The organism is Actinomycetospora lutea (assembly GCF_028737205.1).
GTDB classification, from domain to species: Bacteria; Actinomycetota; Actinomycetes; order Mycobacteriales; family Pseudonocardiaceae; genus Actinomycetospora; species Actinomycetospora lutea.
Genome location: NZ_JAQZAL010000001.1, coordinates 392,379 through 407,625, shown reverse-complemented (window position 1 = coordinate 407,625; position 15,247 = coordinate 392,379). Strand labels below are relative to the sequence as shown.

At 75.8% G+C, this 15,247-nt stretch carries 18 protein-coding genes; 2 read left to right on the top strand and 16 right to left on the bottom strand.

The genetic code is table 11. From position 1 onward, the window contains the following. Positions 1–94 precede the first annotated feature (94 nt). Positions 95–361 (bottom strand): hypothetical protein, encoded by a 267-nt coding sequence (locus tag PHK61_RS02060; RefSeq protein ID WP_274279293.1) that lies wholly within the window; start codon positions 359–361, stop codon positions 95–97. Between the two features lie 217 nt (positions 362–578). Between PHK61_RS02060 and PHK61_RS02055 the strand changes: the two genes are divergently transcribed. Further along, complete coding sequence (locus tag PHK61_RS02055) at positions 579–1,457, top strand: enoyl-CoA hydratase-related protein (protein ID WP_274279292.1); 879 nt, start codon at positions 579–581, stop codon at positions 1,455–1,457. 3 nt (positions 1,458–1,460) lie between these two features. Here the strand turns inward: PHK61_RS02055 and PHK61_RS02050 are convergent, their stop codons facing one another. The 7 genes from PHK61_RS02050 to PHK61_RS02020 form a co-directional block, all read right to left on the bottom strand. Further along, entirely contained in the window at positions 1,461–2,117 is a 657-nt protein-coding gene (locus tag PHK61_RS02050) for a winged helix-turn-helix transcriptional regulator (RefSeq protein WP_274279291.1), read from the bottom strand. Between the two features lie 138 nt (positions 2,118–2,255). Next, a complete protein-coding gene (locus PHK61_RS02045) occupies positions 2,256–2,657 on the bottom strand; it encodes a VOC family protein (protein ID WP_274279290.1) in 402 nt (133 codons plus the stop codon). Between the two features lie 32 nt (positions 2,658–2,689). After that, complete coding sequence (locus PHK61_RS02040) at positions 2,690–3,496, bottom strand: enoyl-CoA hydratase (protein ID WP_274279289.1); 807 nt, start codon at positions 3,494–3,496, stop codon at positions 2,690–2,692. A 75-nt stretch (positions 3,497–3,571) separates the two neighbouring features. After that, positions 3,572–4,279, bottom strand: a complete 708-nt coding sequence (locus PHK61_RS02035; protein WP_274279288.1) for a DUF4383 domain-containing protein — start codon at positions 4,277–4,279, stop codon at positions 3,572–3,574. After that, a complete protein-coding gene (locus tag PHK61_RS02030) occupies positions 4,276–4,569 on the bottom strand; it encodes a hypothetical protein (RefSeq protein ID WP_274279287.1) in 294 nt (97 codons plus the stop codon). The genes PHK61_RS02035 and PHK61_RS02030 overlap by 4 nt, the downstream gene beginning before the upstream one ends. Before the next feature lie 89 nt (positions 4,570–4,658). Next, positions 4,659–5,408, bottom strand: coding sequence for a histidine phosphatase family protein (locus PHK61_RS02025; RefSeq protein WP_274279286.1), 750 nt, complete (start codon positions 5,406–5,408; stop codon positions 4,659–4,661). 19 nt (positions 5,409–5,427) lie between these two features. After that, entirely contained in the window at positions 5,428–6,510 is a 1,083-nt protein-coding gene (locus PHK61_RS02020) for an alpha-hydroxy-acid oxidizing protein (protein WP_337993906.1), read from the bottom strand. Positions 6,511–6,822: 312 nt separating this feature from the next. Here PHK61_RS02020 and PHK61_RS02015 point away from each other — a divergent pair, with 312 nt between their 5' ends. Then, a complete protein-coding gene (locus PHK61_RS02015) occupies positions 6,823–7,263 on the top strand; it encodes a nuclear transport factor 2 family protein (RefSeq protein ID WP_274279285.1) in 441 nt (146 codons plus the stop codon). Here the strand turns inward: PHK61_RS02015 and PHK61_RS02010 are convergent. Genes PHK61_RS02010 through PHK61_RS01975 form a run of 8 tightly spaced genes read right to left on the bottom strand, consistent with a single transcriptional unit; the run spans position 7,254 to position 15,221 of the window. Beyond that, the gene (locus PHK61_RS02010) at positions 7,254–9,860 is read right to left on the bottom strand and encodes a helix-turn-helix transcriptional regulator (protein WP_274279284.1); all 2,607 of its coding nucleotides are present in this window, start codon (positions 9,858–9,860) and stop codon (positions 7,254–7,256) included. The two genes, PHK61_RS02015 and PHK61_RS02010, sit on opposite strands and share 10 nt — an antisense overlap. A 17-nt stretch (positions 9,861–9,877) precedes the next feature. Then, the gene (locus PHK61_RS02005) at positions 9,878–10,576 is read right to left on the bottom strand and encodes an alpha/beta hydrolase family protein (protein WP_274279283.1); all 699 of its coding nucleotides are present in this window, start codon (positions 10,574–10,576) and stop codon (positions 9,878–9,880) included. Then, on the bottom strand, positions 10,566–11,015 hold the full coding sequence (locus PHK61_RS02000) for a RidA family protein (protein ID WP_274279282.1): 450 nt from the start codon (positions 11,013–11,015) through the stop codon (positions 10,566–10,568). The genes PHK61_RS02005 and PHK61_RS02000 overlap by 11 nt, the downstream gene beginning before the upstream one ends. Next, positions 11,012–11,719, bottom strand: coding sequence for an HAD-IA family hydrolase (locus PHK61_RS01995; protein WP_274279281.1), 708 nt, complete (start codon positions 11,717–11,719; stop codon positions 11,012–11,014). Before PHK61_RS01995 ends, PHK61_RS02000 begins: the two co-directional genes overlap by 4 nt. Next, positions 11,716–13,575, bottom strand: coding sequence for a PEP-utilizing enzyme (locus PHK61_RS01990; RefSeq protein ID WP_274279280.1), 1,860 nt, complete (start codon positions 13,573–13,575; stop codon positions 11,716–11,718). The genes PHK61_RS01995 and PHK61_RS01990 overlap by 4 nt, the downstream gene beginning before the upstream one ends. After that, entirely contained in the window at positions 13,565–14,653 is a 1,089-nt protein-coding gene (locus PHK61_RS01985; RefSeq protein WP_274279279.1) for a PEP/pyruvate-binding domain-containing protein, read from the bottom strand. The genes PHK61_RS01990 and PHK61_RS01985 overlap by 11 nt, the downstream gene beginning before the upstream one ends. Further along, complete coding sequence (locus PHK61_RS01980; protein ID WP_274279278.1) at positions 14,650–14,895, bottom strand: EutN/CcmL family microcompartment protein; 246 nt, start codon at positions 14,893–14,895, stop codon at positions 14,650–14,652. The genes PHK61_RS01985 and PHK61_RS01980 overlap by 4 nt, the downstream gene beginning before the upstream one ends. Further along, the gene (locus tag PHK61_RS01975; protein ID WP_274279277.1) at positions 14,892–15,221 is read right to left on the bottom strand and encodes a BMC domain-containing protein; all 330 of its coding nucleotides are present in this window, start codon (positions 15,219–15,221) and stop codon (positions 14,892–14,894) included. Before PHK61_RS01975 ends, PHK61_RS01980 begins: the two co-directional genes overlap by 4 nt. Between the last annotated feature and the right edge of the window lie 26 nt (positions 15,222–15,247).

Sequence of the window (15,247 nt, the reverse complement as noted above, 5' to 3'; positions counted from 1 at the left end):
GTGCGACACCACCCACCCCGACTCACGCGGGTGCCCGTGGACGAACGACATGCCCCCAGGAAACCACGGGGGTCCGACAGGTGCCCCGGCGTCGTCAGCGCACGACGAAGCCGAGGCCGCGTCCGGCGGCGGCGTCGCGGGCGCACGCGAGCACGCGGGCGAGGTCGGGATCGTCGGCCCGCTCGCCGGCCTCGACGACGATCGTGAGCGCCGCACCCTCCCCGGCACCGGCGATGACGCCGTGCAGGCGGCAGCTCAACGTGGCGGCGTCGACGGCGGGGTCGCCGGCGACGGTGACGACGACCTCGGTGGGATCGGGCATGTCGGTCGACTCACTCGACCTCGGCAGCGCAGTGGTCACGGGCCCTCCTCGGGCGCTCGGAGCGCCGGTCGGGTACGGGCGACCGCACCGTCGACCCGGACTCCTCACTGTTGTACCCCGATCGGGTCATGTCCACGCCCCGCGGCGCCCGAGACCGTCCCGTGTCCGGGCCGAGCGCCGGCCGTTTCCGGTCAGGGTTGACCGTTCTCGTCGACGGCGGGAGGCTGCGCCGCGGCAGCGGTGACGAGGAGGTCGTGTGCAGGACTTCACGGAGATCGAGTACTCGGTGGCCGACGGGATCGCCACGATCGTGCTCGACCGGGAGGCCCGGATGAACGCGTTCACGGGGCGGATGTGCGACGAGCTCGTGGCCGCCTGCGACGCGATCGACGCCGACGACGCCGTCCGGGTGCTCGTGATCACCGGGCGGGGCCGGGCGTTCTGCGCGGGCGCGGACCTGGGCGAGGGCGGGAGCACGTTCGACGACCGGGGCCGCGAGAAGGCTGCTCGCTACGGCGAGGTCGACGGCGTCGGCCGTGACCGGGGCGGCGTGGTGTCGCTGCGCCTGGCCGCCCTGCGCGTGCCCGTCATCGCGGCGGTCAACGGCGCGGCGGTGGGCGTCGGGGCGACGATGACCCTGCCGATGGACGTGCGCATCGCCGGCGAGTCGGCGCGCTTCGGCTTCGTCTTCGCGCGCCGCGGCATCGTGCCCGAGGCCGCGTCGAGCTGGTTCCTGCCCCGCGTCGTGGGGATCTCGCGCGCCATGGAGTGGGCCGTGACGGGGCGGGTGTTCGGCGCGCGCGAGGCCCTCGAGGGCGGGCTCGTGTCCCGCGTCGTGCCGGACGCGGACCTGCTCGACACCGCCTACGCGCTGGCCCGCGAGGTCGCCGAGAACACGTCGTCGGTGTCCGTGGCCGTCACGCGGCAGATGATGTGGTCGATGCTCTCGGCCTCGTCGCCGTGGGAGGCGCACGCCCTCGACTCGCGGGCGGTCGCCCTGCTCGGGCGCGACGCCGACGCCGCCGAGGGCGTCACCGCGTTCCTCGAGAAGCGCGCACCCGAGTTCCCGCTGCGGCGCACCCGCGACCACACCGACCTGGTGCCGGAATGGCCGCGGCGACCCGAGGGCCTGTAGGGGTCAGGCCGGGAGCGGCTCCGGGAGCCGGAACGCGCCGATCAGCGCGTCGAGTGCCGCGGGGTCGCCGGTGACCTCGAGCAGGCCGTCGGCCTGCGCGTCCGCGACCGGGAGCCCCCGGTAGACCACCCCGGCCAGGATCGTCGGCGAGCAGCGGACGGTGGCGGCGGCGCCGGCGACCTCGCCGCGCTCGATGTCCAGCTCGCCGTGCGCGAGGCGGACCCGGAACGGCTGCTCGTCGAGGACCAGCTGCAGCGTGGTGTCCGCGTCGGCGGCGAGCTCGGGGTGGAACATCGTCCGCAGCGAGAGGACGAACGAGTCGACCTTGATGCTGTCCGACTCGGGCAGCGACCGGGCGGCCCACCGTCCGAGCGCCTGCAGCACCGGCTCGAGCTCCTGGCCCCACTCGGTGAGCTCGTAGACCGCGGACGCGGCGGGCGGCGGCAGCCGGCGCCGGCGCAGTACGCCCGCGTCCTCGAGCTCGCGCAGGCGCTGGGAGAGCACGTTCGGGCTCGCGTGCGGCAGGCCGGCCCGCAGGTCGGTGAAGCGCTTGGGCCCCAGCACCAGTTCGCGGACGACGAGCAGCGCCCAACGCTCACCGACCAGGTCGAGCGCGTGCGCGGCGCCGCAGCCGTCGAAGTAGTCCCGTCGTGCAGCCATAGCCGCAGCCTACCACCGGATACGTCCGACGACTCGACAAGTTGCTTTGTAGGACCAAGGCGCGCCCGGCTCGTTCATCTCTGCGCGCGGCACCCGGGCGGGCGCCCTCCCGCGAGCGGGCGGGTCGTCCGGCGCGGCTCAGGTGCCCGGCGCGATGAAGAACTCGAGGGCGATGTTGTCGGGGTCGCGGAACGAGATGCCCGAGCCGTAGTGCGCCTTCTTGATGCCGCCGTGCTGGATGCCGAGCTGGTCGAGCTTGTCGCGCCACTGCTCGAGCTCGGCGGTGCCCGAGAGCCCGAAGCTGATGTGGTCGAGACCGGTACGGCGCTCGTCGGCGCGGTCCTTCGCCTCGCGCCCCATGTGCGTGTGCAGCCCGAAGAGCGAGCCGCCGTCGAGGGCGTAGACGACGTGGTGGAACTCGCCGCCCTCCTCGTCCTCGGTGAGCACCGGGTCGGCGCCGAAGAGGCGGGTGTACCACTCGGTGCTGCGCCGGATGTCGGAGACGGTGACGGCGACGTGCTGCAGGCCGGGGAAGGCCATGGACGGGCTCCTTTGCCTCGTTGGCGACGGGGTCAGTCGTGGTGCTGCCACTGCGGGGGCCGCTTCGCGAGGAAGGCCGACATGCCCTCCTGGGCGTCGCAGGTCATGGCGTTGGTCGCCATCGTCTCGCGCATCTCCTCGTAGGCGGCGTCCTCGGGCAGGTCGATCTGCCGGTAGAACGCCTCCTTGCCGATGCGCAGGGTGACCGCGCTGGCGTCGGCGACCTTGGCCGCCAGCGCCCGCACCGCCCCGTCGAGCTCGTCGGCGGCGACCACCTGGTTGACCAGGCCCCAGTCGGCGGCGGTGGCGGCGTCGATCGTCTCGCCGGTGAGCAGCAGCTGCATCGCGCGCTTGCGCCCGATCGCGCGGGTCACCGCCACCATCGGGGTGGAGCAGAACAGGCCGATCTTGACGCCCGGGGTGCCGAACACCGCGCCCTGCGCGGCGACGGCGAGGTCGCAGGCGGCGACGAGCTGGCACCCCGCGGCCACCGCCACGCCCTGCACCGCGGCGATCACCGGCTGGGGCACGGCGTGCAGCGCGGTCATGAGGTCGGTGCACACCGCGAAGACCTCGCGCTCCTCCTCGAGCGTCCGGTCGACCATCTCGGAGAGGTCGTGGCCCGCGGAGAAGGCCGGGCCCTCGGCGCGCAGCACGATCGCCCGCACGCCCGCGCGCGCCGAGACGTCGCGCAGCGCCGCGGTCAGCTCGGTCATCGTCGCGACCGACAGGGCGTTGCGCCGCTTCGGGTTGTCGAGGGTCAGCACCGCGGTCGGTCCGTCGACCTCGACGCGCACGGCGGAGGAGGTGGTCGTGTCGGTGGCCGCGATCGCGCTCATGCGTCCACGTCTATCAGTCGTGCGCGAGCGGGGCCAGATCGGGACGGGTCGCGGTGCCCCGTCCGACCGGAGGGGTCAGTGCCCGGAGGGCTCGGACTGCTCGGTGTGCCGCATCCAGATCGCCCGCCGCTCCTCGTGGGTGCGGGCGTGGTCGATGGCCGCCAGCCGCCGGCGCTGCTCGTCGTCGGCCGCGCCCTGCGCGAGCGCCCGCTCGGCCTCGGCCATCGCGAGGTCGGCCCGGGCCTCCTGCGGGGAGGACGGGCGGGGCTGGCGGTGCGAGTCCTGCGGCGCCTCGGCCGCGTCACCGTGGTCCTCGGGGTCGCCCGGGCGGCGTTCGAGCTTGTACGGGTTGTCCGGCGGGAGCTTCGCCGACGCCCGCCCGTAGGCGCCGGTGAACAGCAGCAGCATCCCGGCGCCGATCGAGAAGAAGACGTTGGGCAGCCGGAACGCCAGCAGGTTGTACGCGGTGCCGATGAGCCCCAGGTTGACGAACGCCGAGACGAGGAACAGCGTCCCGACCACCATCATCAGCGTCGACGCCAGGCGCCCGCCGCGGATCGCCGCGGCGACGAGCACCACGGCTGTGACCAGCGAGATCGTCGACAGCGCGCCGTTGGTCGAGAGCCCGAGCACCGGCGCGCCCTCGGTGTCGAAGAACGACAGCCCGCCGACGAGCCCGAGCACGCCGAACGTCGCGATGACCAGCGCCACGACGACCGCGCCGACGCGGTGCACCTTGACGACGCCCTGGTCCGGGCGCACGGCGCCCTGGTCGGTGGTCATCGCTCGTCCCGCTGCTGGGCCTCGCGCCGGGCCTCGGCACCGGTCTCGCCCGCGTAGCCGAGGTCGCGGCCCGCGGCGCGGCCGACGAAGGTGTCCGTGTCGCCGGTGCCGGTGACCGCGCCCTGGTCGCTCCGGTGCTGCTCGTGCGCGCCGCCGGTGGGCCGCGACGCGGCGGTGCGCGGGTCGTGCCCGGCGTCGGACTCGGTGGGCGTCCCGGTGGACGGGCCGACGGGCCCGCTCTCGCCGGTGAGGCGGGCGCGCCAGCGGGCGAGGGTGTCGGCGAGGGACATACGGGTGCTCCCTGGTGCGGTCGGCGGTACCCAGGAGCATCGGCCGCTCGCGACGACCCGAAACGTCCACCTCGGCACGCCCACCGCCCTCACCACCGGTGCGCGGTGCGCTCCCCGGCGTCGAGGTAGGACGGGTCGAGCCACGGTGGCACCACGGTCGGGACGTCGACCTCGGTGCTCTCGTCGCGGTAGGTGACGGTCGCCCGGTCGCCGTGCAGCTCGACGTCGACGTGCTCGAGGTTGCGGGGCTCGCCGACGTCGTGGCCCAGCGCGGCGCTGGCGAACGCCCGCAGCAGCGCCGAGTGCGAGCTGGCCAGCGCCACCGTCCCGGCGGCCTGGGCGCGGATGCCGGCCCAGGCGCGGTAGGCGATGACCTGGGGCGGCTCGAAGTGCAGGTCGGTCGCGACCATCCAGCGGTCGATCGGCCCGCCCGCCTTGGAGCCCGCGCCGAAGTCGGTGTCGAAGCGGTCGAAGGCCCGCGCCCAGTCGGGCCGCTCGCCCTCGAGCCCGATCCGGTGCTTCGCGACCCCCGACGACTCGCGCGCCTCCCCCGCGTAGAGGAACTGCAGGCTGTCGAAGCGGGCGTCGGGCACCAGCTCCCCGACAGTGACGTCGGTGCCCGGGCCGAGCTCGGCGAGCAGGACCTCCCGCAGCGTCACCGCGGTCGCGGTGCCCCGGGCGGTCGGGGCGTGCGGCATCGTCACCCGCGCGCCGGGGGGCAGCGCGGCCGCGAGCTCCTTGCCCTTCGCCCGGGCCTGCGCCTCGCCCTGCTCGGTGAGCCCGACGTCGTCGTGGTAGCCGTGGGTCTCACCGTGGCGGATCAGCAGCACCCGGGTCATGCCCTCCACCCTGGCGTGATCACCGCCGCGGGCGCACGGCGGGTTCCGCCGTGGCGAACGAGGGGTCGAACGGTGCGAGCTCCACGTCGGCCGGGGTGCGGGCGCCCGCCAGGGCCAGGGTCAGGTCCAGCTCGGCGAGGACGTCTCGGGTCACCTGCGCGACCCCGGCCGCCCCGGCCAGCGCGAGCCCGTACACCCACGGCCGCCCGAGGCACACCGCGCTCGCGCCGAGCGCCAGCGCGCGGGCGGCGTCGGAGCCGCTGCGGATCCCGGAGTCGAGCAGCACCGGCGCGCGCCCGTCGACCGCCTCGACCACGCCGGGCAGGGCGTCGAGCGTCGGCACCGACCCGTCGACCTGGCGCCCGCCGTGGTTGCTGACCAGCACCCCGTCCACGCCGTGGTCGAGCGCGCGCCGGGCGTCGTCGGGGTGCAGGACGCCCTTGAGCACCACCGGCAGGCCGGTGCGCGAGCGCAGGGTGGCGATGTCGGCCCAGGAGAGCGTGGGGCGCGAGTAGACGCGCAGGAACGTCTCGACGGCCGCGCGCGGCAGCGGCGAGCGCAGGTTGTCGACGAAGCGCCCGGGGTGGTGGCGGCTGATCTCGAGCAGCGTCCGGACCGCCGCCGGCGTCGGGCGCGGACTCCCCCGGCGCGGACCGTCGGCGGTCTCCTGCGCCAGCCGCGCGAACACCGGGTCCGACGTGTACTGCGCGATGCCCAGGCCGCGGGCGAAGGGCAGGTGCCCGAGGTCGAGGTCGCGCGGACGCCAGCCGAGCGTGGTCGTGTCGAGGGTGACGACCACCGCGCCCGCCCCGGCCGCCTCGGCGCGCTGCAGGAAGCTGTCGACGAGGTCGTCGGAGGTCGACCAGTACAGCTGCGACCACCAGCCGGCCGTGGCCCGCGGCGCGATCTCCTCCATGGCGAAGCCCGCCTGGTTGGAGACGATCATCGAGACGCCCGCGTGCGCCGCGCCCTCGGCGACGGCGAGGTCGGCGCGCCGGTGCACGAGGTCGGTGGCCCCGATCGGCGCCAGCAGCAGCGGGTGGTCGTGGCGGCGGCCGAAGAGCTCGACCGACGTGTCGCGCTCCCCCACCCCGCGCAGCATCCGCGGCACGATGCGGTGCCGCTCGAACGCGGCCCGGTTGGCGCACCGTCTCCTCGCTGCCCGCGCCGCCCGCGACGTAGGCGTGCGCCCGCCGCGACATCGCCCACCGCGCCCGACGCTCCAGCGCCGGGAACGCCGTCGGCACCGCCGGCCGGCGTCCCGTGATCCCCGCCCGGTACACCTCGTCCTGTCGCACCCGCCCGCTCTGGCTCACGCGCCCCATCCTCGCCTGTGCCGGCCCGGGGGCCACGCTTGCGTCCGTCGTCGGGGAATCCGCATCCTCGCCCGGCACAGTCGATCGAGGGAGGCGCAGTGGGCGGGACGACGTCGGCGGGGCTCGAGGCCACGGTGCGGGGCTACATGGACGCCTGCACGTCCGGGGACGCCGACGCGGTGGCCGCCTACCTCGCCGGGAACGCCCGGCACTACTTCCCGCCCGACATGTACGACGGCCCCTGGGTCGGCGCGCGGGTGATCGCCCAGCGCTGGGCCACCGCGGTCCGCGAGCGCGGGTCGTCGTGGACGGTGGACGCGATCGTCGTCGACGAGCCGCGCCGGCAGGCCGTGTGCGAGTGGACCCACCACAAGGGCTCGCTCGGGGTGATCCTGCGCGGGGCGGAGTGGTACGAGTTCGACGAGGAGGGCCGCATCACCGAGATCCGCGCCTACTACGCCTCGCCCCAGGCGCCGGGCTACGAGCGCCTCGAGCTCGGCGGCTTCGAGTACGCGGAGCGCGGCTACCCCTACGCCTGACGCGGCGTCCGGCGGCGCTCGGGCACGAGACCGAGCGCGCGGGCCCGCGCCGCGGCCTCCCGGCGGGTCCGCACGTCGAGCTTGCCCAGGATCGCCGAGACGTGGTGGTCCGCGGTCTTCTCCGAGATGACGAGGCGGGCCGCGATCTCGGCGTTGGTCAGGTTCTCGGCGAGCAGGAGCAGCACCTCGACCTGGCGGTCGCTGAGGCCGGCGGGGTTGGCCCGGGTGGCGGCGTAGGGGCCGCGCGGGATGTGCGAGACCCCCAGCGCGCGCAGCCGCTGGCGGGCCAGCCGGGCCGTCGCCCGGGCCCCGAGACCGTCGAGGATCCGCAGCGCGCGCAGGGTCGGCTCGGGCACGCCGGAGTCGAGCAGCTCGAGCGCCTGGTCGTAGGGCACCCCGTCGGCCTCCCACGCCGCGGCCGCGGCCGCCCAGTCGCCGCGCAGGCCGGCGGCGTGCACGGCGCGCGCGCCCGCCGGCACGGCGACTTCCCGCCCGAGGCGCCGCTGCCAGCGGGCCAGCTCGCCGCGGTCGAGCTCGCGGCCGGGACGGGCGGTCAGCTCCCCCAGCCGCGCGAGCGCCGCGTCGGCGTCGGCGTGGCGCCCGGTGAGCCACGCCGTCTCGATCTCCAGCAGCCCGGAGGTCCACCAGATGTCGTAGCAGTCCACGCGGGCGGCGAGGTCGCGCGCCCACGCCCGGTGGCCCGGGGCGTCGTCGTCACCCCGGCGGACGAGGAGGCGGGCCAGGGCCGGGAGCGCGTAGCGCAACGAGCCCCGCTCCGGCTCGCCCCGGGTGCCGGCGATCCCGCGCAGGCCGGCGATCGCGCCGTCCCAGTCACCGTGCACCGCCTGCAGGCGGTACCCGACCGCCTGCCACGACGTGGCGAGGAACCACGTCTCGAGCTCCTCGGCGTAGGCGATGGCCTCGTCGAGGTGGCGCCGGCACTCGTCGAAGCGCGCGAGGGCGAACAGGTCGAGGACGAGCAGCCCGTGCGCGATGAGGGTGAACGTGTGCGCCCCGGCCGCCCGGGTGGCCGCCAGCCCGTCGCGCATGAGCGCGAGGCCGGTGTCGTGCTCGCCCCCGATGACCCGCGCCCGGCCGAGGCAGGTCAGGGCCATCCCGAGGTGCTCGGGGGCCCCGGTGCGCTCGGCGGAGGCCGCGGCCGCCTCGGCGGAGGCCAGGACGTCCTCGTCGCCGATCATGGCCAGCAGCACCGAGTACCACAGCAGGGCGAAGGTCCGGGCCGGCGTCTCGGGCACCGACCCGAGCAGCTCGACGGCCCGCGCCAGGCTCACCTTCGCCTCGGCGGTCCGCGCCAGCGACCACTGCGCGGGCCCGAGCACGACCAGGGCCTCGCCCAGCCCGGCGACGTCGCCGAGCTCCTCGAGGATCCGCACCGCGACCAGCCCGTGCTCCAGCGCCTCGGCCGGCTCGTCCATCGCCCAGAGCGCCGTCGCCAGGCGGTGGCGGGCCGCCGCGACGTCGGCCGCGGGCACCAGGTGCTCGCGCTCGAGGAGCAGGCGCAGGCACCCGATCACCTGGCCGTAGCTGCCGTCGCGCGAGGCCCCGGCCGCCGCCCGCGGGGCGAGCTGGACGACGCGCTCGTCGTCGGCGGCCTCGACCGCGTGGTGCAGCACGCGCGGCAGGTCGACGTGGTCGCGGGCGAGCAGGGCGTCCAGGACCGCGGCGTGCGACCCCATCCGCTCGCTCGCCGGCAGCGAGTCCTCCACGGCGCGCCGGGCCAGCTCGTGCCGGAAGGCCACGGCGTCGGGGCGCACCTCCAGGACCCCGCGCCGCTCGGCCTCGGCGAGCACCGTGAGGTCGCCCAGCAGGGCCCGGGCCAGCGGCAGCTCGACCTGCGAGGGGACGACGGCGAGCTGCTCGAGCGCGGCCCGGGTCGCCGCCGGGAGGCCGTGGACGCGGGCCATGACGGCGTCGGCGACGGTCAGCGGGACGGCGTCCTCACCGGCCGCGACGACCTCCGTCACGTAGAACGGGTTGCCGCCGGTGAGCGCGAACAGCGACCCCGAAGTGGTCCCGGCGAGCCGCGCCACCGCGGCCTGGGAGAGCCGCGGCACGACGACCCGGTGCGCGGGCGTGCCGGTCAGCCCGCCGAGCAGGCGCTGGGCGGGGTGGTCGCGCCCGACCTCGTCGTCGCGGTAGGAGACCACCAGCACCGCGGAGGTCCGTTCGATGCGCCGCGACACATAGCGCAGCACGTCGAGGGTGGCGTCGTCGGCCCAGTGGACGTCCTCGACGACGAGCACGGTCGGCCGGCCCTCGGCGAGCTCGGCGAGCACCCCGACCAGCACGTCGTCCCGCGTGCCCTCGGCGAGGACGCGGTCGAGGCGCGGCGAGTGGCCCGCGAAGGCGTCGCGGACCGCCCCGAGCGTGCGGGGCGTGACGAGGTCGTCGCAGGCGCCGACGAGGACGCGGAAGCCGGACGGCACCGCCGCCGTGAACGACCGGATCAGGCTCGTCTTGCCGATGCCCGCCTCGCCCGCGAGGAGCACCACGCTCCCCTGCCCGGCGGCGGCCGGCGCGAGCGTCCCGGAGAGCACCTCGAGCTGCGTGGCGCGCTCGAGCAGGACGGTGCTCACCTGCCGATCGTCGCAGGTCAGCGGCCTGCGGAGAAGGAGAGCAGATCCGCGATCTGTCCGTACACGGTCGGCCACGCGGCGTGGGTGGGATCGACGAGCGTGAAGTGGTCGCCGGGCACCTCGACGAGCTCCGCGGGGTCCCCGGCGGCACGGGCGGCGTCGACGTAGGCCGCGCTGATCGCGAACGGCACCCGCTCGTCCTCCCGCGCGTGCACCGCCCGCACGGGCACGCCCAGCGGCAGCAGGGCGACCGGGTCGGCGGCGGCGTAGCGCTCGGGCACCTCGTCGGGCATCCCGCCGACGAGGTCCGGGACGGCACCGCGCCCGACGCCGTCGCGGGCCGCGTCGGCCAGCGTCAGCACCCCGGCCAGGGACACCACGCCGAGCACCGGGACCCGCGCGGCCACCCAGGCCGCGAGGTGCCCGCCCGCCGAGTGCCCGACGAGCACGGCCGGGCCGTCCACGGTGCGCAGTGCCGCCTCGACGTCCGCCGTCGTGGCCGGCCACTCCCCCTGCCCCACCCGGCGGTACTCGACGTTGACGACCGTGTGCCCGCGGGCGTGCAGGTCGGCGGCCACCGGGGCGATGTGGTCGAGCCCCACCCGGGCCCGCCAGAACCCGCCGTGGAGCAGCACGACGGTCCCGGCACCCGACCCCGGGTACACGTCGACGAACTGCCGGGGATCGTCCCCGTAGGCCCGCCGCTCACCGGACACGCAGCATCGCGTCCAGCTCGACCGCGAACCCCTTCGGCAGGGCCCGCACCCCGATCGCGGTGCGGGCGTGCTCGCCCCGCTCGCCGAACACCGCGGCGAGCAGGTCCGACGCGCCGTCGACCACCGCGGGCTGGTCGACGAAGTCGTCGGTGCACGCGACGAAGCCGCGCAGGACGAGCACCTGGGCGACGCGGTCCAGCGAGCCCAGGGCGTCGCGGGTCTGGGCGAGCAGGTTCAGCGCGCAGGCGCGGGCGGCCGCGTAGCCCTGCTCGACGCCGAGGTCGGCCCCCAGGCGCCCGGTGTGCCCGTCGGCGCCCTGCCCGGCCAGGTGCAGGACGTCGCCGGCCGTGGTCCACCCGCGGTAGTGCCCGGCGGGCCGGCGCAGCGGCGGCAGCACGAGACCCAGCTCCTCGAGCCGTGCCTCGGGAGTGACGCTCACGGCGACCACACCCTCCGCCGCCGCGGCTCCTCCGCCGGCAGCCCGAGCGCGCGGGCCACGCGGGCCACCGACCCCGCCGGGTCGGTGACCTCGAACAGCTCCGCACTCATCCCGGCCGCGCGGGCGCCGTCGAGGTTCGCGGCGAGGTCGTCGACGAACAGGCAGCGCCGCGGGTCCTCCCCCAGCGCGTCGGCCGCGACGCGGAACGCCCGCGGGTCGGGCTTGAGGACGCCGAGCTTGGCCGCCTCGAGCACCCCGTCGAACCGGGCCACCGCGGGGAAGCGCGCCGGCCAGTCGTCGCCGAACCAGTGCGCCATGTCGTTGGTGAACGCCACCACCCGCACCCGGCCCGCGAGCCGCGCGATCAGCCCGAGCACCTCGTTGCGCACGTAGGAGCAGTCGCGCCACAGCGCCCCGATGTCGAGGTCGGGGCGCCGCCGGGCGAGCCGCGCCCAGTAGTCCCGCTCCGGGGACGCGCCCGCCTCGACCGCCCGGTAGTCCTCGTCGACCCCGGTCGGGCCGGCCGGGAAGCCGGGGACGGCCGTCGACTCGAACAGGGTCGGGATGACGACCCCGCCCATGTCGAGCAGCAGGGTGCCGCTCGCGGTCCGGGTCCGCCGCAGGGCCCGCCGCCGCGCCGCGCGCACGGCGTCCGGCGGAGCGGGCTCCGGCGACCCGGGGGGCCGCGGGGCGCAGGACGTCACGGGGTCCTCGATGGTCCGGCTCCGCTGCGCTCCGCGTCCGGCTCCAGGACCGTGACGACCCCGGTGTCCCCGTCGACGCGCACCCGCTGGCCCGTCCGCAGCGTGGACACGGCGTTGCCGGTGCCGACCACCGCGGGCATCCCGTACTCGCGGCACACGATCGCGGTGTGGCTCATGATCCCGCCGACGTCGGAGACGGTGGCGGCGATCCGGGCGAACACCGGCGCCCACGACGGCGAGGTCGCCGGGCAGACGAGCACGTCGCCGGGCTGGACCTCGGTGAGCTCGTTGGGGTGCGTGACGACCCGGACCGGGCCCTCGACGATCCCGGGCGAGCCGGCGGTGCCGCGCAGGACGCCCTCGTCGCCGTCGGCGCGCAGCCACTCCGACACCGTCGAGGTCGTGATGCCCCAGAGCATCACCGTGAACGGCTCGTCGATCTGGGTCGGCGGCGGGCCGAGCGCCGGCGGCGGCTCCCACGCCCGCAGTGCCGTGTAGATCTCGCGGCGCCGGGCGATCGTCGGCCGCAGGTGGTCCGCGCCGCGGGGCCGCGAGCCGACCGACCAGGCCGCGACGCAGTCGTAGATCGCCTCGGCGACCTCGTAGCGGCGCAGGAAGAACATGTCCTCGGGCTCGTCGATCTCGCCCATCGCGGCCAGCGCGCGGGAGAGCTCGTGGGACTTCGCCCAGAACGTCGCCCACATCCAGTGCTCGATGTAGAGCACGTGCTCCTCGATGAACGCGAACACCTGGCGGGCCAGCGCCACGGTCTCGTCGAACGTGGCGCGGTCGGCGTCGTTCAGCAGCTCGCGGTAGCCGGCGGTGATCCGGTCGCGCTCGGCGAGCACCTCGTCGGTCGGGCGGTCGATCGACTCGCCCTCCTCCAGCCGCCGCAGGTACTCGCGGACCGAGGCCAGCGGGATGTCCGGCTGGTCGGCCCAGGTCGGGTAGGTGTGGTAGCCGCCGGGGTGCCCCGGGTCGGTGTTGATGAGGAACCACGGGTCGGCGGTGCGCTCCCAGTCGGCGACCCACTCGGCGCCGGCGTCGTCGGCCCGCAGGGCGTCGAACAGCGTCGCGGCGTCGTCGGTGCCCGAGAGCCGCCCGACCAGCCCGAGGCGCTGGGCCTCCTTGGCGAGGCGCTTGAGCTCGTCGTCGGGCCGGTAGAGCTCCACGCGCAGCCCGCCGACCATCCGTGAGATCGACTGGTCGGAGATGTCCGGGAACGCCTGGCGGCACAGGGCGAAGAACGTCAGGTAGGCCGCGTAGCCGATGTTGAGCAGCTCGAAGTGGTACTGGTAGGTCTCGTACATCGTCAGCACGAGCCGGTCGAAGTCCCGGATCATCCGGAACCCCGCCGAGTGTCCGACGTGCTCGAACACCGTGCTCTCGGGCTCGAGATCGGGCAGCGGGTCGAACCGCAGCGACCGGATCTCCTCCAGCTTCGCGGTGACCTTCTCCTTCCACTCCGCGTAGATCGCGTCCCAGCGCTCGTAGTAGTGCCCGGCGCGGCGGCCGAACTCCTCGGCGCGGGCCGCGATGTCCTCGGCGGGCGCGGCCACGGGGGTGACGTAGAGCCGCCCGTTCACGATCCGCTGGTCGACGCCGAACGCCGGCGGCATCGCGAAGATCCGGGTGTTGAACGCGCCCAGGGCCTGCCACCAGCACTCGCACTGGATCTCGTCGTACGGGTGCAGGACGTCGGGGTGGTGCAGGCGGTCGGCGAACCAGAACCGGCCCTCGTCCAGCTCGCGGCGCTCCGGACCGAACAGGTGGTACCAGTCGTACATCGACTCCCACCCCTCGGCGCCGGGCGGGGTCTCGATGTCGAACGGGCTCGGGAAACGGTCAGCCGCCATGGTCGGGCGTCCCTTCGTGGATGGGGCGGGCGGCACTGGTGCCGCGGGTGAGGGTCGCGAGCACCGCCGACAGGGCGCTCCGGGCACCGTCGGTCGCCGCGCGCGGGGCGCGCGTGCTCCAGACCGTCTCGGGGCGGGTCTGCAGCAGGTGGACGCGGGCCGGGCCGCCCGGATCGGCGACCGCGAACTCGCCGTCCTGCGGCACCCCGGCGTCGCGCTCGACGCGGCGGGCCAGCTCGAGGATCTCCGCGAGCTCCGCGTCGTCGAGGCACGGCTGCTCACGTCGCTCGGCCGGCACGTCGGTCTCGTGGGTGCCGGGGTGCTCGGGGTCGCGGAGCAGGCAGCGCTCCTTGCTGGCCACCTCGCGGCGCACGACCTCGCCGCTGATCTTGTCGATGACGAAGCGGTCGGGGGTCACGGTCCCGGAGACCAGAGGCTCGCCGAGACCCCAGACGGCCTCGCAGACCACGGTCGAGCGGTCGCCGTTGGCGGGGTTCAGGGTCATGAACACGCCGGCGGCGCGGGCCGGCACCATCTCCTGCACGACCACGGCCATCGCGCCGGCCGGGCCCGCGCCGGCGTGCTCGCGGTAGGACACCGCCCGCGCGGTGTAGAGGCTCGCCCAGCACCGGCAGACGGCGTCGGCGACCGCGTCGCGGCCCCGCAGCTCGAGGAAGGTGTCGTGCTCGCCCGCGAAGGACGCGCCCGCGGCGTCCTCCCCGACCGCCGACGAGCGCACCGCCACCCGCACGATGCCGCCGGCGAGCCCGTCGTAGGCCGTGCGCACGGCGTCGAGCACCGGCCCGGTGGACGTCGAGCGCAGCAGGCGCGCCCGGGCCTGCGCCGCCGCGCGCTCCACCGCGTCGATCGGGGCGTCGGGGGGCAGGTCACGCAGCGGTGCCTCCACGTCGCCCGTGTCGCCCAGCGCCGCGCGGAACGCGTCGGTGGTGACGACGAAGCCCGCCGGCACCCGCGCGCCGAGCGCGACCAGCCGGTGCAGCCCCGCGCCCTTCCCGCCGACGGCGGCGACGTCCGCGCTCGCCGGGTCGGGGAGGCCGAGGATCCAGGCCCCGCTCACGACCCGTCCCACCCGGCGACCAGCGCGATCACGGCCGCGTCCACGCAGCGGCGCCCCGTCACCGCGGCGGCGGCCTCGTCGGTGGCGACGAGCACCGTGGTCCCGGTCCCGGCGTCGAGCAGGTCGACCGCGACCCGCTGCGCGCCGGAGTCCTGGTCGCGCACCATCACCATGCGCGCCCCGCCGAGCCCGTCCACCTCGCGCTCGGACCACACCCGCCCGACGACCTCGCCGAGGATCATGACGACCCCGGGGCCTCGATCGCCCGGGCCAGGCGGTCGGCGCTCCCGTTCTCGAGCAGCGACACCGACACCCCGTGCGGCTTCGGGTACACCTGCGCGGCCCGCAGCTCGCCGTACTGCTCGATCGCCGCCGACCCCGCGTTGACGGCCTGGCGCACCGCGGCCAGCGACCCGCGCACGGCGGCGGCGAGGTAGCCGCTGCTCACCCGGTCGACGGTGACCGTCTCGACGTCGGCGGTCTTCATCATCGCCTCGATGCCCGCTGCGAGCGCCACGACGCCGCGGGTCTCGAGGATGCCGATCGCTCCGGCTCCACGTTCAGCCATGGGTCCAGCTCCGCTTCGCTCCGTGT

What these genes read in the sequence shown, in the direction of transcription:
- PHK61_RS02030 (WP_274279287.1), bottom strand. Translation starts at nt 4,569, where the DNA reads ATGTCCCTCGCCGACACCCTCGCCCGCTGGCGCGCCCGCCTCACCGGC.
- PHK61_RS02025 (WP_274279286.1), bottom strand. Translation starts at nt 5,408, where the DNA reads ATGACCCGGGTGCTGCTGATCCGCCACGGTGAGACCCACGGCTACCAC.
- PHK61_RS01980 (WP_274279278.1), bottom strand. Translation starts at nt 14,895, where the DNA reads ATGATCCTCGGCGAGGTCGTCGGGCGGGTGTGGTCCGAGCGCGAGGTG.
- PHK61_RS02050 (WP_274279291.1), bottom strand. Translation starts at nt 2,117, where the DNA reads ATGGCTGCACGACGGGACTACTTCGACGGCTGCGGCGCCGCGCACGCG.
- PHK61_RS02020 (WP_337993906.1), bottom strand. Translation starts at nt 6,510, where the DNA reads ATGCTGCGCGGGGTGGGGGAGCGCGACACGTCGGTCGAGCTCTTCGGC.
- PHK61_RS02035 (WP_274279288.1), bottom strand. Translation starts at nt 4,279, where the DNA reads ATGACCACCGACCAGGGCGCCGTGCGCCCGGACCAGGGCGTCGTCAAG.
- PHK61_RS01975 (WP_274279277.1), bottom strand. Translation starts at nt 15,221, where the DNA reads ATGGCTGAACGTGGAGCCGGAGCGATCGGCATCCTCGAGACCCGCGGC.
- PHK61_RS02045 (WP_274279290.1), bottom strand. Translation starts at nt 2,657, where the DNA reads ATGGCCTTCCCCGGCCTGCAGCACGTCGCCGTCACCGTCTCCGACATC.
- PHK61_RS02040 (WP_274279289.1), bottom strand. Translation starts at nt 3,496, where the DNA reads ATGAGCGCGATCGCGGCCACCGACACGACCACCTCCTCCGCCGTGCGC.
- PHK61_RS01990 (WP_274279280.1), bottom strand. Translation starts at nt 13,575, where the DNA reads ATGGCGGCTGACCGTTTCCCGAGCCCGTTCGACATCGAGACCCCGCCC.